The organism is Paenibacillus sp. FSL H8-0332 (assembly GCF_037963835.1).
GTDB lineage: Bacteria > Bacillota > Bacilli > Paenibacillales > Paenibacillaceae > Paenibacillus_AQ > Paenibacillus_AQ rhizoplanae.
Genome location: NZ_CP150145.1, coordinates 1,334,197 through 1,360,709, shown reverse-complemented (window position 1 = coordinate 1,360,709; position 26,513 = coordinate 1,334,197). Strand labels below are relative to the sequence as shown.

Genomic DNA, 26,513 nt, shown 5'->3' with positions numbered 1-26,513 from the left:
CAATCTGCTACTGCCCAAGAGCAGGCTACAATTTCAGTCATAAGTGTCGTTTTTCAACCACATACACTACACATATCCTCTAAGTGTAAACTAATTTACATTTTTCCGAAAATCGTTGCTTGATTACATGAAATTTTCATTTATAATCTACTTTATACATTGTAAACTATACGACACATTGTAAATTTAGTCCATGATTTGGCGGTTTGAAAGGATGGCGAATAGTGAGTAACAAGACAGCAATCAAAGAAGTCCCGTCCATTCCCAAGGGACCTATTCTTTTCGTAATGATTCTGGGTGCCTTTCTGGCTACACTGAATCAGACCATCATGAGCGTTGCAACACCGGAGCTGATGCATGACTTCAATATTACGGCGGCCACGGCCCAGTGGCTGACTACGGGCTATATGCTGGTTAACGGTGTGCTGATTCCCATTACGGCTTATCTGATGCAGCGCTTCACTACCCGGGAGTTGTTCCAGGCCTCGATGTTTATTTTCTTTGCGGGTACCCTTGTATCGGCGCTCGCAGGCAGCTTCCCGGTGCTGCTTACCGGACGGATGATTCAGGCTGCCGGTGCCGGCATTATTATGCCGCTGCTTACCCAGGTTATTTTGACCCTCTTCCCGCGTGAAAAAAGAGGAGCCGCCATGGGGATGGTCGGGCTCGCCATCATCTTCGCCCCGGCCATCGGCCCTACGCTAGCCGGATATATTATGGAGCGTTATTCTTGGGAGATGATGTTCTATGGCATGCTTCCGCTCACGGTTATGGTCATCGTATGCGGATTTATTTATCTGAGAAATGTGGCCGAGCGTTCTTTTCCCAAAATCGACATTACCAGCGTGGCCCTGTCCACCATCGGATTCGGCACCCTGTTATACGGCTTCAGCCGGGCAGCCAGCGCTGGCTGGTCTAGCGCAGAGGTGCTATTGTCGCTGGCCGCTGGCGTCATATCGCTCGGATTATTCATATGGAAGCAGCTCAAATCCGAGAGCCCGCTGCTGGATCTGCGCGCCTTCCAATATAATATGTTCTCCTTGACCACCGTCATCAGTGTGGCGGTTACGATTGTGATGTATGCGGATATGATGCTGCTGCCGCTCTATCTGCAGAATGCCCGCGGCTTCACCGCTATGGAATCCGGCCTGCTGCTGCTGCCCGGCGCAGTGATTATGGGCGCGCTGATGCCAATCACCGGTAAGCTGTTCGACCGCTTCGGCGCGAAATGGCTCGCCATTATCGGCCTGACGATCACTATTCTGACTACACTCAGCTTCGTGAATCTTACAGACTCGACAAGCTACGGTTATTTGATGCTGATGTCCACCGGCCGCCGGATCGGCATGGCCCTGCTATTGATGCCTATTCAAACCCTCGGGCTGAATCAACTGCCCTCCAGGCTGAATTCCCATGGTACAGCCATCTCCAATACCGTAAGGCAAGTCGCTGGCGCAGTAGGTACTTCTCTGCTGGTCACCGTGATGACCAGCCGTACTGCCACTCACTTCCAGGATATCGCAGCCAGCGGCGGAACTGCCGGCGAGACTCAGCAGCATATGTTAATGGAGGCTTCCATCCAGGGCATTAACGATTCCTATCTGGTTATTGTGGGCATCGGAATTATCGGGCTCTTACTCTCCTTCTTCATTAAGCAGGTGGGTCAGGCCAAGGAACCGGCGCTGAAGCAGCAAGCCGTTATCGCCGAGGAAGTCTAGGGAGAGCGCCTGATGCTTTGCTATTTCATAGGCTGCATACAGAAGAAGACCTGTGGAGCATACTCCATGGGTCTTCTTCTGTATCTCGCATATACTTAGCGCTTATAGTACAATGATATCCTGAATGCTTATTATATTAAGAAAAGTAAGAGGTGTCCGAATGGCTATCAGCTTCACGAAATCAATGCTTAACCGACTGACTCAGGAAATCACAGAGATGGAAGCCGGTATGACAGAGCTGCAGAAGAAGACCCGCAAGACCACACTCAAGATCAACCAGCTGGAAAAAGACTGCAAGCTAAGCTCATCCCCAAGCTCCCTCAGCAGTAAAATGAGCCGTATCACCAAGCTTCAGGCCGAACTCAAAAAAATCTCCCAGCAGCAATTAGAGCTGTCCAAGGAGATTAACAAAAAGAAAACCTTACGCGCCCAGCTGCCTTCTGCGGAGTAATCCCAGACTGCTGCTCCGGCTACTTCCAAAGCAAGCGGCTGCCGTTATCTTGAGGGACTTAGCCGGGCACGCATCCAGATTAACAGGTAAATGACGCATAAGAGAATCCAAAAGCCATTAGCGAATATACTCTGCTCCAGAACTACGGACAGTAGAACATGGTACACGCAAGTGAACACCAGCAGTGACACTAACCCTACCGTCATCGTTCTGCCGGATACCTGCTGCGGAAGACTGATTTTGGAAAGAAAATATGCAGCGGCTACCGCTACAGTGATCGATAATACGATTCTCAGATTCTGATTCTCCAGCACATCGTGCAAGGTAATGATTGCCGCCAGCATAAGAAAACCCGCAATGACCTGCAACTTGCCTCTGGTCTTCATTTGATCCCTCCTGGGTACATGATTAAATCTCTATTTCCTGTTATTTTATCCCACAATCTCCCTGTTTGTCTGTGATGTATGGCAATTTATCTTGCAGAAATAGAATTCAGAAATAAAATGCAGAAAGAACCAAAGGAACGGATTCCCTTGGTTCTTTGTTATTTCGTAGTTTCGTTATTTCAGTCTGGCTGATCTGGACTACGGCTGGTTATTCACTGCGCAGGGCAGTCACCGGGTCCTTCTTCGCCGCCATCTTAGCCGGAATAGCTCCACCCAGCATAGTGAGCAGGACGCTGATGACACCAAGAATGAGCGCGTGAAGAGGGTTCAGCTGGGCGACATTTTTCAGCTCCGTCAGGTTGTAGAGGATTGCATTGACCGGGATGGTCAGCAGATAAGTGATGCCGATGCCCAGAATCCCCGAGCAAGCCCCGATAATGAAGGTCTCGGCATTGAACACCCGCGTGATATCCTTCTTACGGGCACCCAGTGCACGCAATACGCCGATCTCCTTCGTACGTTCCATCACGGAAATATACGTAATGATCGCAATCATGATCAGGGATACCACCAGGGAAATCGCCGCAAAAGCAATCAGCACCATCGTAATCCCGTCCATAATTCCGCCGGAAATATTCGTCACAATCGCCGCAAGGTCGGTGTATTGCACCTGATCCTCTGCCGCTTTGCCTTCATTCCATTTGTCCAGATAAGCATTTACGGATTCCTTCGCACTGAAATCAATCGGATAGAGCGAGACTGCGCTTGGAATATCAGTCGCCCCCAGCGCTGCAAGAGCATTCTCCTTCGTGGGCGCGGCCATACTGGCGGCTGCACTCTGCCCCGCATTCATGATGGGAGGCCCGCCCATCGGGCCGGTTGAACCCGTACCTGTGAGGCCATCTGATAATCCCTGCCCCGTTAACACATTGATATCTGCCTTCTCTTGGGCCAGGACAATCTCGGATTTATGCGCATCGGCAATGAAGGAGGCTGCCAGTTCATCCGAGTAGACCAGACCGGGCGACAGCGTTGAGATTGTCGACCCTTCCTGTGCGCGCAGCACACCTACAATGTTAAGCGTAACTGCCTTGGGGCTGTTATAGAGGTCCTTCAGATCCCCTCCGGCTGCATTGACCACAAACTGTTCGCCATTCTTTTTATAGTAGTCATTGTTATTAATCAGCTTCAGCTGTGTTCCGACCAGATCGCTCAGATTGATGCTCTTGGCTTCATAATCCAGCCCGAGCGCATCCACTGCCGCATTGGTCAGACGGTTGTATTGATCGACAATGAGCACCAGATCCGTCTTCTCTGCAGGAAATTTCCCCTCCAGCAGATCATAGTACTGCTCCAGGTAGCTTCCCGAGTCACTGCCCTGTTTGCTCGGATAGGGAGCTACAGTAATCTTGCTTTTATCCAGCGCTGCCGCCTTGTCCCCGTCCTTCACCAGCCAATTCATATTCACACTGCGGGTATAGGAGACGCCGTCCAGCAGCTTGGGATCGATCCCCTCCAGATACTGCATATACTCCTTGGTCAGCACATTCATATGCATGGCTGAGTTCACAGTCGGGTCGTACGGGAAAAGCTTTTTCTCTGCCGGGTATGAGGTAAGTTCTGTATTCTCTTTGCCGGGAGGGCTTGCATTCTGCAGATTGACCGCCGTCTGATTGATGGAGATCGGGAAGTTGGATAAGGCCCCGGTTTCATAGGAGCTGATCTGCTTATCGAAGCCATTGGACAGGGACAGGATCAGGGCAATACCGATAATCCCGATACTGGAGGCAAAAGCGGTCAACCCCGTACGCCATTTCTTGGTGGCAATGTTTTTGCCGGATAATTTCAGGGCTGTGAAAAAGCTCATGCTTGTCTGCTTCAGCTTGTACGCACTTGAGGTCTTCTGCGTAACCAGCGGATTGCTGTCCGAGATCGCATGACCGTCTGAGAAGCGGATAACACGGTCTGCATAATTCTCCGCCAGCTCCGGGTTATGGGTAACCATGATGACGAGCTTATCCTCGGCAATCGACTTGATCAGCTCCATGATCTGCTCACTGGTCTCTGAATCCAAGGCGCCGGTAGGCTCATCAGCCAGGATGATATCCGGATTGTTCGCGAGCGCCCGGGCGATGGCTACACGCTGCATCTGTCCGCCGGAGAGCTGGTTCGGCTTTTTGTGCACATGATCCTTAAGGCCGACCTTCTCCAGAACCTCCAGCGCCTTGCGGTGCTTCTCGGCTGAAGATACCCCGCTTAGCGTCATCCCCATCTCCACATTGTCTGTGATGCTTAAGTGAGAGATCAGATTATAGCTCTGAAAAATAAAGCCGACACTGTTATTGCGGTACGCATCCCACTCGCTGTCCTTGAAGCGCTCCGTCGATTGACCGTTAATGATCAGCTCTCCGCTGTCATACTGATCCAGTCCGCCGACGATATTGAGCAGCGTGGTCTTGCCCGATCCGCTCTGGCCCAGAATCGCGACGAACTCACTTTCTCTGAAATTGAGATTTACTTTATCCAGTGCGACTTGAGTGAATTCGCCTGTCTTATAGCTCTTGGTAATGTTTTTTAATTGCAGCATTGTCCAGTCTCCCTTTCCATTCCTATACTCTTATTCTCTGTAGGTGCGACGCACTTCCTGTCCTGCTGTTCCCCAGTATAATCGTCCAATATAAACTAAACCTAAACTCCCGGTTGAGATTAAGTTGATCTTGGTGAGGTATACTGGAATAATCTATAAAGCAACTATACACGCTATACGTTCTATAACATGGAACCGTTCCAGGAGGAGAACCTATGTTTACTATTCTTGTAGTAGAGGATGACGCCAAGCTGCGGCAGCTCTTCTGTACTGTACTGACCAGACACGGCTACCGAGCGGTTCCGGCTATGAATGGCGAGGATGCGCTGGAGATGTTGGATAAGGAATATATCGATCTGATGATCTGCGATATTATGATGCCTGTGATGGACGGCTTCGAGCTGACACGGATGCTTCGGGACAACAACAGTCAGCTTCCGGTCCTGATGGTGACGGCGCGGGAGACTTTTGCCGATAAGCAGCAGGGCTTCCTCGTTGGCATCGATGATTATATGGTCAAGCCGGTCAATGTGAATGAGATGATCCTGCGTGTCGGAGCGCTGCTGCGCCGGGCTAAAATCATCAGTGAACGCAAGATCGAATGGAGCGAAACCGTGCTGGATTATGATACGCTAACTGTGATTCAGGGACCGGAGAGCATCGTGCTGCCGCAGAAGGAATTCTATCTCCTCTATAAAATGATCTCTTATCCGAATAAAATTTTCACCAAGCAGCAGCTCATGGATGAAATCTGGGGGATGGACTCCGAGTCGGATGAGCATACGGTGGTGGTTCACATTAACCGGCTGCGTGAGCGTTTCAGGGACAATCCGGATTTTGAAATCGTCACGGTCAGAGGGCTTGGCTATAAGGCGGTGAAGCAGGGATGATTCGGGGAAGAGACAAGGGGCTATGGTGGTATTTCGTCTCAATGGTGTTCGTGATCATTCTGTTCTTTGTCTTCATCCTGGGAGTCATAGCCTTCCTGTATTACCGGCTGGGCAATCATACCAGGGAGCACGGCAATCCGTTTCCGCCCGTTCTGACGATGATGCTGTTCAGCCTGGTCGTCGGGACCACGATCACTATCATGGTAGGCAAGAAGATCCTGGCCCCGATTACAGACTTCAGCAAGGCAGCCAAAGAGATTGCAGACGGCAACTTCAATATCTATCTGAATGAGTCCCACCGGATCAATGAGATCAGTGAGGTGGCACATCATTTCAACCTTATGGTTCAGGAGCTTCGCAGCATCGAGACCCTCCGCAATGACTTCGTCGTGAATGTGTCTCACGAATTCAAGACGCCCATTGCAGCGATTGAAGGGTACGCCATGCTGCTGCAGGAGGAGAATCTGAGCAAGGCGGAGCATGACGAGTACACCGGAATGATTATTGAGAGCTCACGGCAGCTGTCCAATCTGTCCGGTAACATTCTCAAGATATCCAAGCTGGAGAACCAGGAGATGCTCTCAGAGCTGGCCGAATACCCGCTGGACGAGCAGCTCCGCCAGGCCCTGCTGCTGCTGGAATCCCTCTGGTCCGCCAAGCAGCTGAATCTGGATATTGAGCTGGATGAGCAGCGGTATTATGGCAACGAGGAGCTGATGATGCAGGTGTGGCTCAATGTACTGGGCAATGCGATCAAGTTCACGCCGGAGGGCGGAACGATCTCAGTCACGCTCCATTCAGACGGAGAATGGATCTCGGTGGTCATCGCGGACACCGGCATCGGCATGACCCCGAAGGTGCGCAAGCACATCTTCGAGAAGTTCTACCAGGGCGACCCCGCCCGCGCGGCCGGCGGCAACGGCCTCGGCTTGCCGCTAGCCGCGCGCATCATCAGTCTGAGCAAAGGCACCATTGAGGTGCGCAGCGAGCCCGGCCAGGGCTCGGCGTTCACGATCAAGCTGCCGGGGGGCGGGGCTTGAAGGGTTAGCCGTGGGGCTGCTTGCGGCGAATTCAGGGGCACTAATGCCCCTCATTTCCGCTCGCCGCCCGCTTTCGACTAATTCAGGTGCACTTGTGCCCCTCATTTCCGATCGCCGCCGGCTTTCGGTGGACTTAATGGGATTTATCCCTCTCATTTTCTCCTTTCGCCCGCTTCAGGCAGAGTTAATGGGATATATACCTTTATTTCCCTCATTTCGCTCAATTCAGACGAGTTTAATGGGATAAATCCCTTTGTTTCCCTTCTATTGCCCACTTCGGGCAGATTTAATGGGATTTTTCCCTTTTCTCCTCCTTTCCCACTTGGGGCGGATTCAGTAGCGGAATAACGCTAATTACCATAAATCGTTATCCATAAAAGATGAAATAAGCTCATACCTGCACACTCTCCTACCACCCTCCCGTAAGATAGGTTTAAGCTTGCCTTTTTCACATAAAGCACTTAATAGTTTCTTCACAGTACGCGGGTCAATCTCAAGTTGCTTTTCCACATCCAACGGTCGCAGAGACCTACTCTGACTAATTGCAATCCGCAAGATGTCGCGCTCTATCCTCGTAAATTGACTACTCCCCTCCGAACTGGTTTTCAACAAACATGGGGTTAGCAAAGCTTTCAGCAGGGAGATGGTCTGCTCCGGTGCAGACTCCAGATCATCGTACGGGATGGCGATGACGCGGTATCCGGCAATCTGCAGATACGTCTCCCGGTTCAGCTCCTGGCGGTATCTGGTCCGGTCCGTGTTCTGAACATGCGGCCCATATCCCTTGATCTCAATAGCGAACTTAACCTGTCCCGGCCTCCACACAAAATCCACAAAATACGGCCTGCCCCGCCAATCGGCAACCTCGTACTCCGGATGAAGATCGTCCAACTTCCCGAAAATCGGCCACCATACCCGCTCCACAAACATCTGCTCCCCATGCCGGTGCCCCCGGTCCAGCCGGTCCAGACGCTCGCCTGCCCTGCGTTTCTTATGATACTCCAGCCATCTGTGATGCTCTTCAGCAAATCCCATTTCTCTCTTCCTCCTCTGCAAAATCAGTTCTCTCCCCGCAAACTGAGCTTGATCATCCACCTGTCTCCACTCACTTCCGGGGGCGTCAGAACCTAAAGTTACTGACGTATCGACGCACAAAAAATCCCGCACCCAATCAATCAGGGTACGGGATGTGCTTCATCCGTTTTTCAGATTATAGTATCGCCACACTGCAACCGTCAATAACATCCTTCACCCGTGGATCAACTTTGCTTTCATGTGTACCTCCCCGCCACAACCCTACTTCCCCTCCGCCCAGCACATCCGCTCTGTTCTTACGGCTTCGCCGGACTCAATGGCCTTCTCAATCATCCGGCCGAGGTATACATCCTGCGAGGCTTCCTCCAGTCCGTAGAAGGCGGGGCCACCAGCAGCATAGAGGGCCATCTTGTCCAGACAGGACGCAATGGCGAGCTCGTCATCGTACAGCCGAGCCGGGGTGAACGGGTTGTTATACAGCCATTGCTCTCCACAAATAATCCCCTGAAGATAATAGCCTTCAGCATTCTCCTGCTCTCCTCTGTTAATGCGCTTCAGCTCCATTTGCAGAGGCACCAGGTTATCCTGCTGGATCAGCACCCGGTTGTCGAAGATCTCTCCGCGTTCTCCGCGCACGTTAAGATGATTCGAGCGGGTCCAGGAGCGGTGCTGATCCTTGGTGAAATCGTAAATGCCCAGCCGGTCTCCGAAATCCAGCCAGGCCAAGTCTCTTTGGAGAGGGATCAGCTTGTCTTCAGCCGGAGGGCCGCTGCGGGTAGGGCCGCCAACCCAACTGGAGTTGAACCGCATCCCCCGGATGACCGCTTCCTCGAACCCGATGCCGAGCATCCTGCGGATCAGGCTTGCCCCATGATACAGATGGGATACCGAGACTGTCGTCTCGGTGATTCTGCCCAGCCTGCCAGAGCGGATCAGCGATATCCGCGCCTCTTGAACTGGATGGTACGGGTACTGCTCTGCAACTTGTATCCAGGCCCCGTGTACGGTCAGCTCCTTATGCAGCTGCTCCAGCTCTGCCAGACTGGAGGCAGGCGGTGTCTCCGTCAGCGCCGGAAGGCCCATCTCGGCCAGCCGGTACAAATAGTTCATTGCCGCCCCGCCGCTGACGGAGACTACTGCGAAATCCGGGTCCTCATTCTGCAGCAGCTCGTCAAGGGAACGGTATGTCTGAACACCCCACGCCGCTTCTATCTCCTGTCCCTGGGCCCGGTCCCTGACCACAAGGCCGCCAATCTGGAACAATTCCGGCAAGACCCTGGCAATTCGTAAATAATACTGTGCGCGGAATCCGGCTCCGCCGATAATACTGAAGTTAACGGGCATAACCCTGTCCTCCCTGATGTCACATTGATGTTGGTGCAGATCAGCCGCAAGTTCCTGCTTCGTTATTGCGGCTTCTACCATCATACTTGTCTCTAGCGGATTATATGTGTCATCATTTGATCAGCTCCGTGGGATTCATCCCGGTGATCTTCTTGAATAGCGTGCTGAAATAAGGGATGTTCTTGTAGCCAACCCGCTCCGCCACTTCATAGACCAGCATATTGCGCTCCATTAATAGTTCCCTGGCCTTCTCAATTCGTACCCGGGTCAGGTAATTGTTGAAGGTCTCCCCGGTAATGTTCTTGAAAATAATCGACAAATGATTCCGGGAGATGAACACCTTATCCGACAGATCAGCCAGCGTAAGCTCCTCGGCGTAATGCTCATGAATATAGTTGGTCATGAAATCCACGACCTGCCGGTGCTTACTGCTGCCCTTCCATTGGCGGCTGGCACAGATCGCTGTGATTTTGGCGGACAACCAGCTTGCCAGCTGGTCGGGTACGGCCAGGTTGCCGATCTCCTGGGCAATCTGGTCATTAGTGAACAGATCATCGAGCACGAAGCCCGACTCATACAGGGAGTAGGTGATAATGCCCCATAGCTCGCTGCCGAGCATCTGCACGTAGCTGGCGGAGACCCCTTGCTGCGCTTGCAGCTCGGCAATGTATCCGTATACAAGCTGCTGCGCCTCCGCCTCCTGTGAAGCCTTCATCGCGGCGGCCAGCTTGTAGGAGAACTTCACCGGGAAGAGCACCCCACGGTCCTGCCCGCTGCTGTGGCTCTCACGGTAGCAGTACACCTCATAGGCCGGACTAATCCGTAAGGCTCCGTGATCCATGGCGCGGAACGCCTCCTCCGTCGATTCAGGAATCTTTGTCCACGTATCCTTCAGCCCCCCTATACCTATGCGGACTACCAGCCTGAGATACGAATGGATGCTGTCAATCAGCCGCGTCCCCAGCTCCTCCAGCTGCTGTGTGCATTCTGCCTCAGGGTGGATAATCAGCAAGGCCCGGTAGCTGTTCAGCTCGGTGTATTCCATATTGGCGTAGTGCTTGCGCGTGACCTCACAAGCAATATTGCTGACCGCGAAGCGCAGCAGATTCCAGTCCGAGACCGAGAAGGAGCTGGCCCGGTCATCGCGGATCAGCTCGATCCCGATGGTCGCATGTCTGCCATCCAGCCAATAATGATACGATGGCGGAAGATGGGTATTGTTCCGGTAAGAAGGCTCCAGGGTACCGACCGCGGCGGACCGGACCCATTCCTTCTCGACAAAAGGCTCGTACAGCATCATTTTCAGCTCCAGCTCGCCTTGTCTGATCACCTTCTCCTGCTCTCTGAGCAGCTCTGCAATCACCTTATGAAGGATCGTTCTAAGCGTAGGCAGACTGATCGGCTTGGAGACATAGTCACTGACCTGAAGCCGGAGGGCTTGTCTGGCATGCTCGAAGTCTGAATAACCGCTTAGAATAATGATTTTGCCCTTGAAGCCCTCGTTCCTTAATTGCTCCATCATCTCCAGGCCGCTCATTACCGGCATATAGATATCCGTGATTACAATGTCCGGGCTGGTTGCCCGGATCATCGCCAGACCGTCCTCCCCGTTCAGCGCCTCACCGGCCCATTCCGCACCCAGCTCCTCCCATGGAATCGCCCGTTTCATCCCCTGAAGTACCTGGCGCTCATCGTCAATAATAGCGATCTTCCACATCATGTCTGCCTCCTTAAGCTTCTCTGGCCCGCAGCAGCCTTATCAGCCTTCCTTCGCGGCGAGAGAAGCAGTCAGTATCTGTGCCGGAGCCTCTGTGAGCAGCGGCAGAACAATCTCTACCCGGGTCCCTCCCTCTTCACGTTCCTTCAGCGTAACCCCGTAGTCATTTCCGAAATATCCGGCAATCCGCTCTCGCACATTCCGTATGCCATAGCCGCCGGTATGCCGTCTCTGGGGCCGCGCCTCCGGCTGCTTCAGGCCTGCCCCGTTATCATCAATTCTAATCTGCAGTGTCTCCTCTACCTTAGTCAGGCGGATCGAGACATGTCCGCTGCGCTGCTTATTGAAGCCGTGTACAATTGAATTCTCCACAAAAGGCTGCAGGGTCAGCTTGGGAAGATAGGCCTCCTGAAGCCCCGGTTCCACCTCGATGGTGTACTCCAGGCCGTCGCCCCAGCGGAGCTGCTGGATTTCGAGATAACACTGGATGTGCTGCAATTCCTCCGATACCATGATGAAGCTTGCCCCGTTGGATAAGCCGATCCTGAACATCTGGCCCATCAGCTCCAGAATCCGGCTCAGCTCATCCTGTCCTGCTTCAATCGCCATCCAGTTGAGCTGGTCCAGCATATTGTAGAGAAAATGGGGATTGATATTGGCCTGTAAGGCCTCAATCTCCGCCTTGCGCTGCTGCTCGTACCGCCGCTCCAGCGACAGGTACAGCTCCTCGATACGCTCGGTCTGCTTGCGGTAGCCGGAGAATAGATAACCGAATTCATTCTCATAGTCGCTAGGCAGCTCCTCCTTGTGCCCTCCGACTGAATACACTTTCATAGCGCTTACAAGCTGCTTAATCGGCTTGGAGAATTGCCGGCTCAGATAATGTGTCAGGAGCAAGACCAGCAGAATCGCTCCAATCCCGATCAGCCCAATCCATTCCGCCAGCTCCAGACTGCTTGCCGTAATCTGCTTCCAAGAGGTGAATTCAATCAGCGTCCAGATGGAATTGTCCATTCTCGAGTAGACCAGCAGCGTATTACCGGAGTCCTTATCGCCGGGAATATGGACATAACCGGATTTGTTGCTCTTGAGGTCGATCCATTTAGACCACTCTTTCTGCTCCAGCGTCTCCCCGATACTCAGAATCTGCTTGCCGGCGCTGTCCGCCATGATCCGGTTCGACCCGGTGGAGTTGCCGGTTAGCAGCGCACGGATCTCCTTGGCCTTAATATGAACGACCAGCACACCGAGATAGTCGTTCTCGTTCATGATTTTCCGGGCGAAGCTAAGCACCGGAATGTCTCCCTGCACACTGGGAATGGAATATTCCCCCGACCAGGCGAAATCGCTTTTCACCAGATTCCTGGACCAGGACTGCTTATCCAGATCGAGAATATTGCGGAATTGAATATAGCTCTGCCCGCTGCTCGGCATCGGCTGATCCATGTAGAGGTCAATCCCCTGGATTAACGGAATGGCGTAGGTCAGATTGCCAAGCGCACTCTCAACGCTTATACGCTTGCGGTACCGTTCGAAATCATCCTGCTTGTTCGATAGAAAGGTCGTCAGCTCGTTGTCCCGTGAGGTGGACAGGGAGATCTGCTCAATCATATCCAGCCGGGTGGTAATCTCATTGTTCAATTCATCCAGCAGCCGCTGCTGATAGTGGGAGGTGGTCTGCACAAGGGCTTTGGAGGAATTGCTGTAGCTGGTCCAAGCCGTTACCGCTATCACTAGAATAATTATAATGGCAAAGCTGTGAAAAAACAGACGGTCGATCCTGTACTTTTTAAAAGGATTGGTCAAGTGATCCCCTTCCTTCGCCTCCGCTTCATACGAAATAAACGGTAAAGCGTCGAATAAGGCTCAGGCGCTTTACCGTTATCGGACGGATGTTTTTTTACATCTTATCCCTTTATGCCTGTTGTCGCAATCCCGTCCACGAAATACTTTTGCAGGAAGGTGAACACAAGCGTTGCCGGAACAATGGAGACAAGCGACATGGCCAGAAGCTGGCCCCACTCGGCTGCAGACTGGGAGTCATTAATCATACGCAGCGCAAGGCCCACCGTGTATTTGTCTACCGTGTTGATGTACAGGAGATGTCCCAGGAAGTCATCCCAGTTCCACAGGAAGCAGAAGATCGTCACCGTAACGACCGCCGGGAAGGCCAGCGGCATGACCACTCTCCAGAAAATCCCGAACCAGGAGCAGCCGTCGATTTTGGCCGATTCGTCCAGCTCCTTGGGCACACCGCGGATGAACTGGATCAGCAGGAAGACGAAGAAGCTCCCGCCGGCCCCGCCCGCCAGCAGATGGGGAACGACAAACGGCAAATACGTGTTCACCCAGCCCAGCTGATGGAACAAGGCGTACTGGGGAATGATCAGCACCTGGCCCGGCATCATCAGCGTCAGCATCAGAATCGAGAACCAGAATTTCTTCAGCGGAAAATCCAATCGGGCGAACCCGAAGGCAACCAGCGTACAGGATAACAGCGTTGCGATCAGCACCATAATTTCCAGCCAGAAGGTGTTGAGGTAGAAATCAGTGAACGTATGTCCGGGCACCGAGTTCCAGCCTTTGGTGAAGTTCTCCCACTGCGGAACGGACGGGAAGATTCCCGGTGAACTCAGCTCGGTGCTGTCCTTCAGCGAGGCTCCGATCCACCAGACAATCGGATAGACCATGAGGAAGCTGAAGAGAATCATGAACACATGCCGGAGTGCAGGCTTCCAATTCAAAGTTGTCATTTGCGTTTTTTCCCTCCAGTGTCAGTCTCATAGAATACCCAATATTTCGAGGTGTAGGAGATCAGCAGTGTTGCGGCAACAATGGCGACCAGCATAATCCAGGCGAGTGCAGAAGCGTAGCCCAGCTCGTACCGGCTGAAGGCTCGTTCATACAAATACATAGCGTACACGTATGTAGCGTTCATCGGTCCGCCATTCGTAATCACGAAGGCCGAGGTGAACATCTGGAAGGCGTTGATCACGGCCATGATCAGGTTGAAGTAGAGAATCGGCGACAGCATAGGCAGTGTAATGCGGAAGAATTGAATGAACTTGTTCGCCCCGTCTACCGAGGAAGCTTCATACAAGTCATTGGGAATCTGCTTCAGCCCTGCCAGGAAGATAACCATGGTGGAGCCGAATTGCCAGACCGTCAGCAGAATCAGTGTGCCAAGCGCGGTGTCCGGGTTGGTGATCCAGCTTTTCCCTTCGATGCCGAAGACTGCAATCAGCTTGTTAAAAATCCCGTCTACCCCGAAGATGTTGCGCCAGAGCAGCGATACCCCGATACTCCCTCCGATAAGAGAAGGGAAATAGATCGCTGTGCGGTAGACGCTGATCCCTCTGACCGCTCTGCTGAGTACCATGGCCACCAGCAAGGCTGCAATCAGCTTAAGGGGCACAGAGGCCAGCACGTACATGACCGTGACTTTGGCGGATTGAATGAATTTGGGGTCTGCGGTGAAAATCCGTTCGTAATTGCGGGACCCGATCCATTTCATCGGCTGCATCAGGGTGTAGTCGGTAAACGAATAGTACAGCGATAAGAACAACGGATACGCCGTCAGTACCAGGAACCCGATCAGCCAGGGCGAAATAAACAAATAGCCTGCAAGCGGAGCGTTCCACCGGCTTTTGAAATAGGAGCTTTTTTTCGGCGCTGGCGAGGCTTCGGCTAAAGTGGTTGTGGAGCGGTTCATCTGTGGTCACCTCTTGTGGTCAATTTGTATAGCTTAAGTATAGTATTGGGCCACACTCCGGCTAAAGGAGGGCAATGCTCGAATTCTTTCAAAATATAACGATTAATTCGAAAACACGTTAAAAAGATAAAGCCCGGAACATTGCTGTCCCGGGCTTTCAGTTCATACCTTATTTCTCGTAGGATAGCGAGGCTTCCTTCAGCTGCTTGAACGCCTCTTCTGGTGTAGACTTGCCGAAGCTGAGCTGGTCGCGGACAAGTACCCAGTCCTTGTCGATGAAGTTCGTCCAGCCGCCGGCTCCGGCCGACCAGGTCTGGCCATCCGGCTCCGTAGCACGGAGCAGAGCCAAGCCTACCTTATCCAGATCGCTCATGTTCGCTTCCAGCAGGGCCGCATTATCCTTGTTGGCCGGCAGACCGCGGAAGGTTTGGGTAATATTGGCCGCTTCAGCATCATTCACGAACCAGTTGATGAATTTCTTGGCTTCTTCAGCATGCTTGGAGTTCTTGGAGACCGCCATGTACATCGACGGCTTCAGCCAGCCTCCGGCCTCTTCGGCACGCGGCATGGTTACAAGTGCGTAGGCTCCTGGCTTAATGCTGTCCCAGGTTCCCAGATTGTTGGAGAAGCTGTAACGGAACAGCACCTTGCCTGCTGCGAGCAGATCCATTTGCGGATCATTTTCCTTATCGGAGGCATTCACATCCGCCGGAGGAACCAGGCCTTCCTTACGCAGCTCTTCGAATTTACGGGTCCAGTCCAGATACGTGGCTTCATCCACGTTGAAATGACCCTCATTCGTGATAACCTGCCCTTTGCCTTTGGCATACTGATACGCCGAGTACATGAAATAGTTACCTGCATAGTCGAGGGTGAAATACTGTCCCTTCGGCAGCTTGGACTTGGATTCCTTCGCTAAGGCGAAGAACTCATCCCAGGTCCAGCCGTTAGCCGGATTCGCAATCCCCAGCTTATCCATAGCCGCTTTATCATATACCATACCGAAGGCTACAGAGCCGAGTGGAACAGCGTACTGCTTACTGTCCAATTGGCCGCCTGCCAGCAGCTTCGTATCGAATTTGCTCACATCTACCTCAGGAGCCAGGTCAGCCAGTTGCTGGCGGGCCATCCAGTCCGGCATCCAGCCCGGGTCAAGCTGAACAACATCGGGTGCATTGTTGGCTGCAGCCTGCGTGGATAATTTGTCCAGATAACCGTCCATACCGGAATACTCCGGCTCGAAGGTTACGTTCGGATTATTCTTCGTGTACAATTCCAGGGCCGCCAAGGTAGCTTCGTGACGCGGCTGTGAGCCCCACCACATAATCCGCAGCTTGACCGGCTCATTGGTGCTTGGCGCTTCAGTTGCAGCAGCCGTCGCAGCAGCATTCGTGCTGGCAGGTGCTTCTGTAGCCCCTCCTGCATTGTTTACTTTATTCCCTCCGCCGCCGCAGGCAGCCAGTGTACCTAATATCGCTGTCATCGCCAGGACCGAAAGAGAACGCTTCCATTTTAACATCTTTAACCCTCCTGTATACATCTGTATTCTCTTGCTACATTGCTATAGTAACAAGACGGGTTGGAAGTTCATAGGAGGGCGATGCACGAATTCTTATAAAATCTTACGAATCTGCCATCCTGCAGCTAGGCAAAAAACATTCAAAGGCTGCTCCGCTATCCTAAGATAGCGAAACAGCCCTCAGTCTCAACTCTGCGTTGCTTATTTCATCATACTGGCGGCAATGGCGATAAGCTCATCCTTCGTTAGCTCCGTATTCTCCTGGCCGGCGATCACAGAATAGATAACCTTTGCACCAGGGTCAGACCAAACCAACTTGTACTTAAATCCCAAGTCAAGCTCCTTGTTGCCGGAGTCATCCGAAAAAATGGCCTGTCTACCTTTTATCTCTATATTTTCCATCTTTGTATGTTCACTCCACGAGAGCGGATCAGCCGGGTTTTGGTTGTCATCCACAAGCGAGACACCGATTCTCACCTGAACGTCCCCCTTCTTGTATACCAGTGAGGAATACGGGTAGTCAATGTTCTCCGCCTTCTCCACTCTCCAGGCCAACTGGAAGTTGTCTCCCAGGTCTCTCTCGTTTCCGCCTTTAAGCTCCTGCACATCCGGAACTTTTAAGAAAAAAGGCTTGATGATAGCCTCATGCAGGGCATATCCTTCCGGCAGATACGCCGGCTGCTCCAGGACCGGAGCGTTGTGCTCCTCTACACTGGTCTTATAGGCGGTATAGTCCTTGAACGTGAGGGGCGGGCGATACATGTTCATACTCCCCTCTCCCTCCTCGTCTTCACGCGTAATTACATAGGTGGCATACTCTCCAGGAAGCAACAGCTCCTTCATGAGCTCTGCCCCTTTTGAATACTTCTGGTTATAGAGAATACTCAGCTTCTGGTTGGCTTCATACTCTGCACCCGGCTCTGCTTCTGGAATATAAGGCTTCAAGGGTTCTTTCGCCTTCTCAATCAGCGTTCCGCCGGAAGCCGTCGCCGGAAGCGGCTGATACGGAAGCACCTTATACTGGGCTCCGGCCCCTTGCCGGACTTCACCCGAACTCTGGGCTTCAGCTCCTTGCTGGAGTTTGCCGGAGAATTGGGTATAGCCTCCGCCCAGCAAGACCAGTGCCAGGACCGCCGCCGCCCAGCCCTTCACCGGCATCCGCTTCTGTCTCCGTCCGGTTCTTGTTTCCATTCTGCGCATTACTTTTGGTGCCTCTCCGCTTGGCGGAAGGGTCTGAAGCAGGTTCTCGTCTTCTTCAGCAGTCAATGCCCCCTCAAGCCCGAGCGCCTTCATTACTGGTTCGTGAACATCAACGGTGTTCCAATGTGCTGAACGGTCTCCCTCCTTCAGAAACTGCTCCTCTGGAGTTAATTCACGCTTGCCCATAATTGTTTCTCCCTTCTCTCAATCGCTTTTTTAAGTTTTTCCCTGGTCCGTTCATATCTTTTGCGTACGGTAGCCGTACTCACACCCAGAATTTCACTGATTTCCGCAAATGATTTATCTTCATAAATCCGCAGGATCAATAAATTCCGGTCCTCCACATCCAGCTTCCGCAGAGCAGCCGAGACCGGCTCGCTGAACAGGCGGTTCTGGGCCATTTGCTCGGCGCTTTTCTCCGTAACCTCCTGCCGGAGCAGCTTCCGCACCTGCTGCTGGAATTTCTGCCGCCGCAGCAGGTTCAGGCAGTGATGATAAGCAATCTTGTAGAGCCATGAGGTAAAATCTGCCTGAGGCTTGTACTGCCCGATATTCTGGTAGGCCTTGATCAGGATATCCTGTACTGCGTCTTCTGCCTCTTCCTTGTTGTTCAGCAAGCGGTAACAATAGAGGTAAATCCGTTGCTGGTACAGCCTGATCACATCCGAGTACAAGCCTCCTTCCCCGCCCTGAATCCTTCTAATCTTCTCTTCGATAGGGTCCACGATAATCTCCTTTCTGCAAATCATATAGATATAACACATGAGCCGTATGTAATGTGACAATTATCTTTTTTTACAGCTCCACAACAAAAAAGAGACCCCCAGATGAATTCTGTTGATCTCTCCGTTGCAGAACCTATGAACCTATAAGCTTCCTAAAACTGTCTGTCTACTCTATTCCAGCTCGACCGTCTGATTCAGATTCAGCCCGTCAGTGTCCTGGCCGGTCATCCGCTTGAACATGTATACCGCCTTCTCGGCCAGATTGCCGCTCTTCCAGTATTCGGCGGCTTCGGCATGGACCTTGATCAGAATCACAGCCGCGTCATCATAGCTGGTCTTCAGGAAGGTATCGTACCCTGCACTCCAGAGCTCTTTCTTCTTGTTCACATCGGTTACAATCTCAGCCGTTCCACGGATGGAGATATAGGACTTATCTGCATAGACCACGTTCACCCGCGGATCATACAGAATCTCTCCGAACTTGCTGGTGTTCTTCTTGGTCAGGAACCACAAGTCCCCGTCGAATTCTACCTCTTGTGTCTTCATGGGCCGGGAGACCAGCCCTTCCTCCGAAATCGTAGTCAGCATAGCCATATCAATACCCTTGATCAGCTTGCGGACCGTCTCAACGGCTTCCTCGTGACTATGGTGTGTAGTTGACATCTTTACCGCCTCTTTTCTTCCAGGATAGGGAATAGGTTATCCAAATGCATAGCATTTATTAACCAGAAGCGGCGAAGCATTACCGGATACCGGTGAAATCCGGGAAATCAGCAGCGTACATGTTTGCGTTTGAAGCCGGTCCGGCCTTTGTCGACAGCCTTCATAATATTATCGTACGCGTGGATGAGCTTGCTCTTCGGCTTGTCCTTGTCCACCTCGACCGGACCCACCCGCTCCGCCGTCTCACGCGCCAGATCATGAAGCGGCGAATACGATACAGCCACCGTATACATAAAATTGTTCATCGAATACCGGGTGCGCTCCGGGGACTGATGAATGCTCTGTTCAACCTGCTCCAGCATAGCAGCCAGCTTACTCTCGGAGAACTCCTGATCCGGACGGCTTCCCAGCAGCCAGCAGTAACAGCTCCAGCCTGCCGACATCCGGAGATCCTCTCCGCTCCTGATCCACTCATCCGCCACCTGCTGGGCAATATCTGCTTCAGCCAAGGTTACAGCCACCACGAAATCAGACAGCATATAGAAATAAGCCCCGTCCATCCACCGGTTGTAATCCGCTTCCGTCATCCCATTCGGGTCGGCAATGATCCCGGCAAAATACATCGCATCATAATTACCTGTGGCATACAGCTCCTCAGCCAGCGCCTGGTTGATTCCGGTTTTCTTAAAAATCGGCTTCATCGCACCGGTAGCCACACCAAAGAGCGGCTCCCGTGCGCCGTTTGCGGTATACATCTTCTTGGTCCGTTCCTTGCCAAGCGCTTCAAGCTCCTGCATCACTTGTTCTGCATTCATTGAACGTTCCTCCTTTTAGCTACCTCTCGTCTTCCGCCGGAATATCCGGCAGCAGCGGACGGCCCTCAGGGTAAGCATTCTGATTCAGCTGGTCGCCAATCCACGCTTTGCCGTCCTCACCGGTTTCTTTTTTCCAGATGGGAACGATTTGCTTGATCCGCTCAATCACGTATTCATTCGCTTCATAGGCAGCCTTACGGTGGGGCGAAGAGACTGCGATGACCACGGCAATATCGGTAATCTCCAGCCTGCCGATCCGGTGGGTGACTGCAACCTTCGTATCCGGCCAGCGCTCCAGCACTTCCTGTCTGATGCGCTTCAGCTGCGTTACAGCCATGGACGGGTATGCTTCATATTCAAGATACAAGGTTTTCTTCCCCTGTGTGAACTCACGCACCGTCCCGATGAATAAGGTAATCGCCCCGGCCTCTCTGCGCAGAACTTTATCCGATACCTCAGCGGGTATAATCGCGGACTCTGTAATTTCAAATAACGAATGGCCCATTCGCTCACTTCCCTTCGATAGATGCAGCAGCTGCTCATATTGCTCGGGTGTATCTATATCTGCCGCGAAATCTTCCTCTAGCCCCGCACCGGCCAGCTCGTCCCGTTCCACCCCTAGCCAGTGCAGTGATTCTAATAAGCCAGCCAGCCGGTACTCACGGTTCTCCAGTCTTGCCGTAATGTCCGGCAGGAGCCGGTGCGGCCGGTATACGCCATGCAGCATCTGATGCTTGCCGTCAATCACGGGCAGAACTGCGTCATAACCGCCTGCTTCAAGCCGGGTAAGCATCCATGCGGCGGCCGGAGCTGATATATTAGGACTGTCACAGCTTACCACCCAGGCATAGTCCGTCTTTACATGGGCAAAAGCGGCATGAAACCCGCTCAGCGGCCCATGCCCGGCATAAACATCCGGTATATATAGAATATCCGATGAAAGACGTTCCAGATACAGGGAAGGATGGTTCGTGACCACAATCACGCTGGAGCACAGGGTCTGCAGCTCCCTCACCTGCCGGACAATGAACGGTTCCCCGTGATAGGTCAGGAGGGCCTTATTCCGGCCCTGCATCCGGGAGTTCTGCCCGCCCGCCAGTATTATTCCTGTCAGCACCAAAGGCACCTCCTGTAGCAGAATTTAGGACTGAAGCAGTGACAGCGCCAGTGCGATAACCGCCTGATCCGCAAGCGCCTGAACCCGCAAAGACAATACCGGCGGACTATCCGGGCTAATCCGGGAACCAGACGCTTCACTCTGTAGTTCCGCAGCCTCTTCCCAGCTTAACCACAGGCGTATGTTCGTTGCTTCCTTTTGCAGCGTTATCTGGTCCTCAGTGCGGCGAATTAGGGCGATCTTGGGATAATCCGCAGATTTGAACCCCTCGGCAATTACCAGATCTACTCTGCCGTGCATCGACTCGGCGATTTCCCGCAGTGAGGCCGCAGATCTGCGCATGACCCTTGTCGCCTCCGGTGAGGTCAATACCGTCTCCACTGCACCGTACAGAAGATGCTTGCTGCTATCCGTTTCCGGATCATCCAGCTGGAAGAGATGGGCATCATGCTTGGCAGAGCCAACCCGTAGTCCTTGCACAGACAAGGCCTCGATTAACCGGCAGGCGAGGGTTGTTTTGCCGCTGTTCTTGTATCCGATAATTTGCAGTACAGGAACTAGGCGCTGTACCGCCGCATGCTGAGATTCCGTAGTCACGGTAACTGCTCCTCTGCTTGAAGATCTATTCCGATTATACACTATTCCGGCCGCTGCCCGTTCCCCGCCTAATCGCCTGACAGGTCGCCACTGTGCTTCAAATCACCAGCCTTCCCCGCCGGATACAAGTATAGTTAAAGAGTCTGGTAGCTTACATGTCATGATATATCCGCGAAGGAGGTCTATTGCTATATGAAAAAATACATCCCCAACCAGCACGGCGCCTGGGCGATGCTCGTTCTCCCGTTTCTGCTGGGCGTCGCCGCTTCCAAGGGACAGTTCATACATATTCCGCTGTTTGTCTGCTGGCTGCTGATATATCTGTTCAGCTTTCCGCTATTGCAGGGGGTGAAGACCCGGAAGTTCGCACGTTATTCCCAGCCGCTCAGGTTATACGGACTTCTGCTGCTTCCGTTCGCCCTCTATCTCGTGATTGTCCAGCCTGTGCTGCTGGGGTTCGTGCTGCTGCTCTTGCCGTTATTCGCTGTTAACCTCTATTATGCCCGGACCAGGAATGAACGCGCCCTGCTTAATGATATCTCCGCAATTGTTGCGTTCTGCTTAGTAATTTATCCCGTCTTCTATGTGGGGCAGGGGGAGAACTGGAGGGCCGTGAATGAGCTGTTCGTGCTGGCGGTGCTGTACTTCATAGGAACTGCCTTCTATGTCAAAACCGTCATCCGTGAGCGGAACAATATCCGCTTCTATTATGGATCCGTGGTCTATCATCTGCTGTTCGCCGCAGCCGGTCTGTACCTGTTCCCTTCACTGCTGGTCCCGCTGCTGGTTCTGCTGCTGCGGGCAGCCCTTCTGCCGAGGACAGGAATTACGGCCAAACGTACGGGAATCATCGAGATCGGCTTCTCCGTCATGTTGTATGTGTCTGTGCTGATGCTGTATTTCTAGGAGAACCAGAATGTTTACTTGGACAAAAATCAGGAAGCTCCTTCGCCAATCCGCGCGAGAGGAGCTTCCTTCAGGTCTGCCAGCCTATTCTACGATCATATCCTGATTGCTTGAGCCCGGCGGCACAATGGGATAGACATTATCCTCTTCGGTGATATCGAATTCCATCACGACCAGCCCTTCCGTATGCAGAGCCTGTTCAATAATCTGCTCCGCTTCACCCAGCGTTCGTGCCCGGAACCCGTGAGCGCCGAAGGACTTGGCCAAGGCAACGAAATCCGGCGAGCTGATTCGCACCGAGGAATAACGCCGGCCCAGAAACAGCTGCTGCCATTGCCGTACCATCCCCAGATACCCGTTCTTGAAGATTGCCACCTTGACATTCAGGCCGTGATCCACGGCGGTCATAATCTCTTGCATATTCATCTGGAAGCTTCCATCCCCTGTAATACACACCACATCGCGGTCAGGAAAAGCAACGGCCGCCCCAATCGCAGCAGGCAGGCCGTACCCCATCGTTCCCAGCCCGCCTGAGGTCAGGAAGGAGCGGGCTTCCGAGAATTCATAATGCGTAGCCGTCCAGATCTGATGCTGGCCGACATCGGTGGCAATCATCGCATCGCCTGCGGTAGCCTTTTGGAGGGCGCGGATGACTTCCTGCGGGGTCAGCTTAGTGCCTTGTTCACGGCCCGGCTTCGGCTTGCGCTGACGCCAGACCGTAATCTGCTCCTCCCAGAGCGGATGCTCCGCGGTATGTACCTGTTCCTGTATTCCTCTGAGCAGCTCCTCACAAGAGCCAGTCACCGCAAGCTCTACGGGGATGTTCTTGTTCAGCTCTGAGGTATCCAGATCCACTTGAATTTTGTAAGATCCCGGCGAGAATGCCTTCCGCTTGCCGGTTACCCGGTCGCTGAACCGTACCCCGAGACATAACACCACATCGGCGCCTTGCAGCGCACGGTTGGCTGCCACCGTTCCATGCATCCCGACCATTCCCAGATGCAGGGGATGCCCGGAAGGGAAAGCCCCGATCCCCATCAGCGTACTCGCCACGGGGAAGTGATGCCGCTCCGCGAATTCCCGCAAGAGGGCAGGGGTCTCTCCCTGCATGCAGCCTCCGCCGACCAGCACCAGCGGCCGCTCTGCACGGCTCAGCCGCTCTGCCGCAAGCAGAATATCCGCAGGATCAATGGACGGATTCGGCTCGTATCCCCGGATCACCGGCGTAGAGCAAGGCCCAGCCGCTTCACTGACGGGAATGAACTCCGCATTCATGACATTCTTCGGCAGATCGATCAGGACGGGGCCCGGTCTTCCCGTGACTGCTACATGGAATGCTTCGTGGACGATTCTGGGAAGCTCGGCAATGTCTCTGACGATATAATTGTGCTTCGTGACCGGCATGGTCATTCCGTAGATATCCACTTCCTGAAAGCTATCCAGACCAATGAGATCAGTGGCGACCTGGCCGGTAAGCACAATCAACGGAACAGAATCCATGAATGCTGTGGCAATGCCGGTGACCGCATTGGTGGCTCCGGGACCACTGGTTACGAGGGCCACCCCCGGACGCCCCGTGGCTCTTGCATATCCGTCCGCTGCATGGACTGCAGCCTGCTCATGCCGGACCAGCACATGCTGAATCCTGTCATTATCATAGAGCGCATCATATAGAGGCAATACGGCACCGCCGGGGTAGCCAAACAGGGTCTCTACCTTTTTCTCAATCAGCATCTCAATCAGCAGTTCTGCTCCGTTCATAGCTACACTTCGTCTCCTGTCATGCGAATTATCCTCCAATATAGGACATGCCAATCTTGGCCTTGCTTCTGTGGGTCTCTTCCGTCCGCTCATCGGAATAACGGTCGCTGCGCTGCTCCCATACCTGCTTAATTGCTGCCAGCAGCTCTTCATCGCCAGCCCCTCCGCGCAGCATGATCCTAAGGTCAAAGCCCTTGGAGGCAAACAGGCAGGTATACAGCTTACCGTCAGAAGACAGCCGGGCACGCGAGCAGGTGGAACAGAACGATTCAGACACGGAAGTGATGAAGCCAACCTGGGCCGGACTGCCAAGATAGCCGTAGCGCTGCGCGACCTCGCCGCTGTAATTCTGCTCAAGAGCTTCCAGCGTATAGACGCTTTGCAGCTGCTGCAGGATTTCTTGCTTGGTGACGACCTTATCATAGCTCCAGCCGTTATCGTTGCCGACATCCATGAACTCGATGAAGCGCAGCGTGATCTTCCGCTTCTTGAAATAGGCGGCCATCGGAAGAATCTCGGATTCGTTCACGCCCCGCTGGACAACCATATTCACCTTGACCTCGAACCCGGCGGCTGCCGCCTGATCTATGGCCTCCAGAATCATTCCCGGCCTGAAGCCGCGCCCGTTCATTCTGCCGAATAGCTCGGGCTCCAGCGCATCCAGGCTGACATTCAGCCTGCGCAGGCCCGCAGCATACAGCGGCGCTGCCTGTCCGCCCAGCAGGACTCCGTTCGTCGTCAGTCCCATATCCTCTACACCGGGAATGGCGGATATCTTGGTAACCAGCTCCGGCAGATGGCGGCGCATCAGCGGTTCGCCTCCGGTCAGGCGGATTTTGCTGACACCCAGCGAGACGAACAGCCTGGTCAACCGGCAGATTTCATCGAAGGTAAGCAGCTCGCTGGCCGGGAGGAAGGCATAATCCTCACCGAATATCTCCTTCGGCATGCAGTAGGAGCAGCGGAAATTGCACCGGTCGGTGACCGATATCCGCAGATCATGGATAGGCCGCCGCAGCTGATCCTGTAGTGGATGAGTATTCATGTGCGTCTATCTCCTTCCGGTAGCCTTACAGTCCCCATTCATCCGTGCCTTCTTCAGCGCCCAGCAGCAGGACATCCACCTTGTCACCTGAAGCATAACCTCTTGTCCCGCCCGGCAGCACGATCAGGGAGTTCCCGCGTGCAATCGACGATACTGCACCCGACTTATTGAAGCCGGCGGGCCGTACTGTGGTCCCGTCATATACCGCCCGGATGAACCGGGTGAACGGATTGGCCTTCGGCACATCCGCTGCCAGAAGGGCCGTCGTACGCGGCAGATACAGGTTGTCCGCTCCCATCATCCGGAGCAGGGCAGGTCTGACGAACAGCTCGAAGCCGGTGAAGCACGCCGAAGGATTGCCGGACAGTCCGAACAGGAAGGTATCCCCGGCAACTGCCACTGTAGTCACGCTGCCCGGGCGCATCGCCACCTTGTTGAATAACACCTCAGCCCCGAGGCGCTTGTAAATCTCCGGGAGGTAGTCATAATCTCCAACCGACACTCCGCCCGTTGTGATCAGACAGTCGGTTTCAGCCATGGCCCGGCGGACTGTCAGCAGGCAATCTTCGAGCTGGTCCGCTGCCGTATCATACATCCGGTAAGGGATCCCCATCCGGGCAAGCTGGGCGGCAATCATCGGCCCGTTGCTGTTACGGATTTTGCCGGGGACCAGGGGTGCATTCACAGCCAGCAGCTCTGTTCCCGTAGACAGAATCCCTACAACCGGCCGTCTCCCCGTCTCCACCTCGGCGTAACCGAAGGTAGCAAGCAGCGCAATCACCCCGGGATGAATGAAGCGGCCTGCCGGAATCACCATTTCCCCTGCCTGCATATCCTCACCCTGCAGAGACAGATTCTCCTGCGGTGCAAAAGCCTTGCGGATCGTAAACGTCTGCCCCGTGGACACGGCCTGCTCAAACATGACTACCGCATCCGCCCCATCCGGCAGCGCTGCCCCCGTCATCAGGCGGACCGCTTCATGGCGGCCGATCACAGCCTGTGAGACTTCCCCGGCGCCGATATGATCCACCACCGTGAAGCTGACCCGGCTGCTGCCGGAAGCACCGGCAGAATCTGCCGAAGCAATAGCATATCCGTCATACGGGGAACGGGTGAAATGCGGAACATCATGGGTTGCCGTGAGCGGCTGCGCCAGTATGCGTCCATAACTTGCGTCAAGCGGGACTCTCTCTGTACCTGTGCGGCATACTCTATCGGTAACCCGGAATACAGCTTCTGCTACAGTAACCGGCGTTCTCGTCTTCTCCACCTTCATCTGCTCCTA

General features: G+C 53.6%; 23 protein-coding genes and 1 pseudogene. 5 read left to right on the top strand and 19 right to left on the bottom strand.

Going from position 1 to position 26,513, the window contains the following annotated elements; all coding sequences use genetic code 11:
- The first annotated feature begins 224 nt into the window (after positions 1–224).
- Together NST43_RS05970 and NST43_RS05965 are read left to right on the top strand one after the other, a co-directional pair.
- Positions 225–1,718: a DHA2 family efflux MFS transporter permease subunit gene (locus NST43_RS05970; protein WP_339223103.1), complete on the top strand. Its 1,494-nt coding sequence runs from the start codon at positions 225–227 to the stop codon at positions 1,716–1,718.
- A 160-nt stretch (positions 1,719–1,878) separates the two neighbouring features.
- Positions 1,879–2,169: a hypothetical protein gene (locus NST43_RS05965; protein WP_209993856.1), complete on the top strand. Its 291-nt coding sequence runs from the start codon at positions 1,879–1,881 to the stop codon at positions 2,167–2,169.
- A gap of 44 nt (positions 2,170–2,213) precedes the next feature.
- On the opposite strand, the gene NST43_RS05960 is transcribed toward NST43_RS05965, so the two are convergent.
- Together NST43_RS05960 and NST43_RS05955 are read right to left on the bottom strand one after the other, a co-directional pair.
- Entirely contained in the window at positions 2,214–2,555 is a 342-nt protein-coding gene (locus tag NST43_RS05960; protein ID WP_339223102.1) for a hypothetical protein, read from the bottom strand.
- A 208-nt stretch (positions 2,556–2,763) separates the two neighbouring features.
- Positions 2,764–5,142: an ABC transporter ATP-binding protein/permease gene (locus NST43_RS05955; protein WP_339223101.1), complete on the bottom strand. Its 2,379-nt coding sequence runs from the start codon at positions 5,140–5,142 to the stop codon at positions 2,764–2,766.
- A gap of 215 nt (positions 5,143–5,357) precedes the next feature.
- Between NST43_RS05955 and NST43_RS05950 the strand changes: the two genes are divergently transcribed.
- Both NST43_RS05950 and NST43_RS05945 read left to right on the top strand, forming a co-directional pair.
- Positions 5,358–6,032, top strand: coding sequence for a response regulator transcription factor (locus tag NST43_RS05950; protein WP_209993859.1), 675 nt, complete (start codon positions 5,358–5,360; stop codon positions 6,030–6,032).
- A complete protein-coding gene (locus tag NST43_RS05945; protein WP_339223099.1) occupies positions 6,029–7,072 on the top strand; it encodes a HAMP domain-containing sensor histidine kinase in 1,044 nt (347 codons plus the stop codon). Before NST43_RS05950 ends, NST43_RS05945 begins: the two co-directional genes overlap by 4 nt.
- A gap of 354 nt (positions 7,073–7,426) precedes the next feature.
- Here NST43_RS05945 and NST43_RS05940 read toward each other — a convergent pair whose 3' ends face one another.
- From NST43_RS05940 to mobB, 14 genes and pseudogenes are all read right to left on the bottom strand, one after another.
- Entirely contained in the window at positions 7,427–8,107 is a 681-nt protein-coding gene (locus tag NST43_RS05940; protein ID WP_339223097.1) for a hypothetical protein, read from the bottom strand.
- A gap of 261 nt (positions 8,108–8,368) precedes the next feature.
- Positions 8,369–9,451 carry a Gfo/Idh/MocA family oxidoreductase gene (locus tag NST43_RS05935; RefSeq protein ID WP_339223095.1) on the bottom strand — a complete coding sequence of 361 codons (1,083 nt, stop codon included), beginning with the start codon at positions 9,449–9,451 and terminating at the stop codon, positions 8,369–8,371.
- 112 nt (positions 9,452–9,563) lie between these two features.
- Positions 9,564–11,168, bottom strand: coding sequence for a response regulator transcription factor (locus NST43_RS05930; RefSeq protein ID WP_209993668.1), 1,605 nt, complete (start codon positions 11,166–11,168; stop codon positions 9,564–9,566).
- Positions 11,169–11,210: 42 nt separating this feature from the next.
- Positions 11,211–12,974, bottom strand: a complete 1,764-nt coding sequence (locus NST43_RS05925; RefSeq protein WP_339223093.1) for a sensor histidine kinase — start codon at positions 12,972–12,974, stop codon at positions 11,211–11,213.
- Between the two features lie 101 nt (positions 12,975–13,075).
- Positions 13,076–13,921, bottom strand: a complete 846-nt coding sequence (locus NST43_RS05920; protein ID WP_036725825.1) for a carbohydrate ABC transporter permease — start codon at positions 13,919–13,921, stop codon at positions 13,076–13,078.
- Positions 13,918–14,880, bottom strand: a complete 963-nt coding sequence (locus tag NST43_RS05915) for a sugar ABC transporter permease (RefSeq protein WP_209993596.1) — start codon at positions 14,878–14,880, stop codon at positions 13,918–13,920. Before NST43_RS05915 ends, NST43_RS05920 begins: the two co-directional genes overlap by 4 nt.
- Positions 14,881–15,049: 169 nt before the next feature.
- Positions 15,050–16,399, bottom strand: a complete 1,350-nt coding sequence (locus NST43_RS05910) for an extracellular solute-binding protein (RefSeq protein WP_209993597.1) — start codon at positions 16,397–16,399, stop codon at positions 15,050–15,052.
- Between the two features lie 201 nt (positions 16,400–16,600).
- Entirely contained in the window at positions 16,601–17,785 is a 1,185-nt protein-coding gene (locus tag NST43_RS05905; RefSeq protein ID WP_339223092.1) for a DUF4367 domain-containing protein, read from the bottom strand.
- Positions 17,767–18,324 carry an RNA polymerase sigma factor gene (locus NST43_RS05900; protein WP_339223091.1) on the bottom strand — a complete coding sequence of 186 codons (558 nt, stop codon included), beginning with the start codon at positions 18,322–18,324 and terminating at the stop codon, positions 17,767–17,769. Before NST43_RS05900 ends, NST43_RS05905 begins: the two co-directional genes overlap by 19 nt.
- 171 nt (positions 18,325–18,495) lie before the next feature.
- Complete coding sequence (locus tag NST43_RS05895; protein WP_339223090.1) at positions 18,496–18,987, bottom strand: pyridoxamine 5'-phosphate oxidase family protein; 492 nt, start codon at positions 18,985–18,987, stop codon at positions 18,496–18,498.
- Between the two features lie 107 nt (positions 18,988–19,094).
- A complete protein-coding gene (locus NST43_RS05890) occupies positions 19,095–19,802 on the bottom strand; it encodes a DNA alkylation repair protein (RefSeq protein WP_209993601.1) in 708 nt (235 codons plus the stop codon).
- A gap of 19 nt (positions 19,803–19,821) precedes the next feature.
- Positions 19,822–20,307, bottom strand: a complete 486-nt coding sequence (locus tag NST43_RS05885) for a molybdenum cofactor biosynthesis protein MoaE (protein ID WP_339225345.1) — start codon at positions 20,305–20,307, stop codon at positions 19,822–19,824.
- A 165-nt stretch (positions 20,308–20,472) separates the two neighbouring features.
- A pseudogene (locus NST43_RS05880) lies at positions 20,473–20,919 on the bottom strand (molybdenum cofactor guanylyltransferase); the annotation flags it as partial.
- 24 nt (positions 20,920–20,943) lie between these two features.
- A complete protein-coding gene (mobB, locus tag NST43_RS05875) occupies positions 20,944–21,516 on the bottom strand; it encodes a molybdopterin-guanine dinucleotide biosynthesis protein B (RefSeq protein WP_209993603.1) in 573 nt (190 codons plus the stop codon).
- Positions 21,517–21,708: 192 nt separating this feature from the next.
- On the opposite strand from mobB, the gene NST43_RS05870 reads away from it, so the two are divergent.
- On the top strand, positions 21,709–22,422 hold the full coding sequence (locus NST43_RS05870; protein WP_209993604.1) for a YwiC-like family protein: 714 nt from the start codon (positions 21,709–21,711) through the stop codon (positions 22,420–22,422).
- Between the two features lie 84 nt (positions 22,423–22,506).
- On the opposite strand, the gene ilvB is transcribed toward NST43_RS05870, so the two are convergent.
- The 3 genes from ilvB to glp are packed head-to-tail and all read right to left on the bottom strand — an operon-like array spanning position 22,507 to position 26,504.
- Positions 22,507–24,183 carry a biosynthetic-type acetolactate synthase large subunit gene (gene ilvB, locus NST43_RS05865; protein WP_209993605.1) on the bottom strand — a complete coding sequence of 559 codons (1,677 nt, stop codon included), beginning with the start codon at positions 24,181–24,183 and terminating at the stop codon, positions 22,507–22,509.
- A gap of 28 nt (positions 24,184–24,211) precedes the next feature.
- Entirely contained in the window at positions 24,212–25,228 is a 1,017-nt protein-coding gene (moaA, locus tag NST43_RS05860; RefSeq protein WP_209993606.1) for a GTP 3',8-cyclase MoaA, read from the bottom strand.
- Between the two features lie 25 nt (positions 25,229–25,253).
- Complete coding sequence (gene glp, locus NST43_RS05855) at positions 25,254–26,504, bottom strand: gephyrin-like molybdotransferase Glp (RefSeq protein ID WP_339223088.1); 1,251 nt, start codon at positions 26,502–26,504, stop codon at positions 25,254–25,256.
- Positions 26,505–26,513 lie beyond the last annotated feature (9 nt).

What these genes read in the sequence shown, in the direction of transcription:
- NST43_RS05965 (WP_209993856.1), top strand. Translation starts at nt 1,879, where the DNA reads ATGGCTATCAGCTTCACGAAATCAATGCTTAACCGACTGACTCAGGAA.
- NST43_RS05960 (WP_339223102.1), bottom strand. Translation starts at nt 2,555, where the DNA reads ATGAAGACCAGAGGCAAGTTGCAGGTCATTGCGGGTTTTCTTATGCTG.
- NST43_RS05955 (WP_339223101.1), bottom strand. Translation starts at nt 5,142, where the DNA reads ATGCTGCAATTAAAAAACATTACCAAGAGCTATAAGACAGGCGAATTC.
- NST43_RS05950 (WP_209993859.1), top strand. Translation starts at nt 5,358, where the DNA reads ATGTTTACTATTCTTGTAGTAGAGGATGACGCCAAGCTGCGGCAGCTC.
- NST43_RS05945 (WP_339223099.1), top strand. Translation starts at nt 6,029, where the DNA reads ATGATTCGGGGAAGAGACAAGGGGCTATGGTGGTATTTCGTCTCAATG.
- NST43_RS05940 (WP_339223097.1), bottom strand. Translation starts at nt 8,107, where the DNA reads ATGGGATTTGCTGAAGAGCATCACAGATGGCTGGAGTATCATAAGAAA.
- NST43_RS05935 (WP_339223095.1), bottom strand. Translation starts at nt 9,451, where the DNA reads ATGCCCGTTAACTTCAGTATTATCGGCGGAGCCGGATTCCGCGCACAG.
- NST43_RS05930 (WP_209993668.1), bottom strand. Translation starts at nt 11,168, where the DNA reads ATGTGGAAGATCGCTATTATTGACGATGAGCGCCAGGTACTTCAGGGG.
- NST43_RS05920 (WP_036725825.1), bottom strand. Translation starts at nt 13,921, where the DNA reads ATGACAACTTTGAATTGGAAGCCTGCACTCCGGCATGTGTTCATGATT.
- NST43_RS05915 (WP_209993596.1), bottom strand. Translation starts at nt 14,880, where the DNA reads ATGAACCGCTCCACAACCACTTTAGCCGAAGCCTCGCCAGCGCCGAAA.
- NST43_RS05910 (WP_209993597.1), bottom strand. Translation starts at nt 16,399, where the DNA reads ATGTTAAAATGGAAGCGTTCTCTTTCGGTCCTGGCGATGACAGCGATA.
- NST43_RS05905 (WP_339223092.1), bottom strand. Translation starts at nt 17,785, where the DNA reads ATGGGCAAGCGTGAATTAACTCCAGAGGAGCAGTTTCTGAAGGAGGGA.
- NST43_RS05895 (WP_339223090.1), bottom strand. Translation starts at nt 18,987, where the DNA reads ATGTCAACTACACACCATAGTCACGAGGAAGCCGTTGAGACGGTCCGC.
- NST43_RS05890 (WP_209993601.1), bottom strand. Translation starts at nt 19,802, where the DNA reads ATGAATGCAGAACAAGTGATGCAGGAGCTTGAAGCGCTTGGCAAGGAA.
- NST43_RS05885 (WP_339225345.1), bottom strand. Translation starts at nt 20,307, where the DNA reads ATGGGCCATTCGTTATTTGAAATTACAGAGTCCGCGATTATACCCGCT.
- NST43_RS05870 (WP_209993604.1), top strand. Translation starts at nt 21,709, where the DNA reads ATGAAAAAATACATCCCCAACCAGCACGGCGCCTGGGCGATGCTCGTT.
- ilvB (WP_209993605.1), bottom strand. Translation starts at nt 24,183, where the DNA reads ATGAACGGAGCAGAACTGCTGATTGAGATGCTGATTGAGAAAAAGGTA.
- moaA (WP_209993606.1), bottom strand. Translation starts at nt 25,228, where the DNA reads ATGAATACTCATCCACTACAGGATCAGCTGCGGCGGCCTATCCATGAT.
- glp (WP_339223088.1), bottom strand. Translation starts at nt 26,504, where the DNA reads ATGAAGGTGGAGAAGACGAGAACGCCGGTTACTGTAGCAGAAGCTGTA.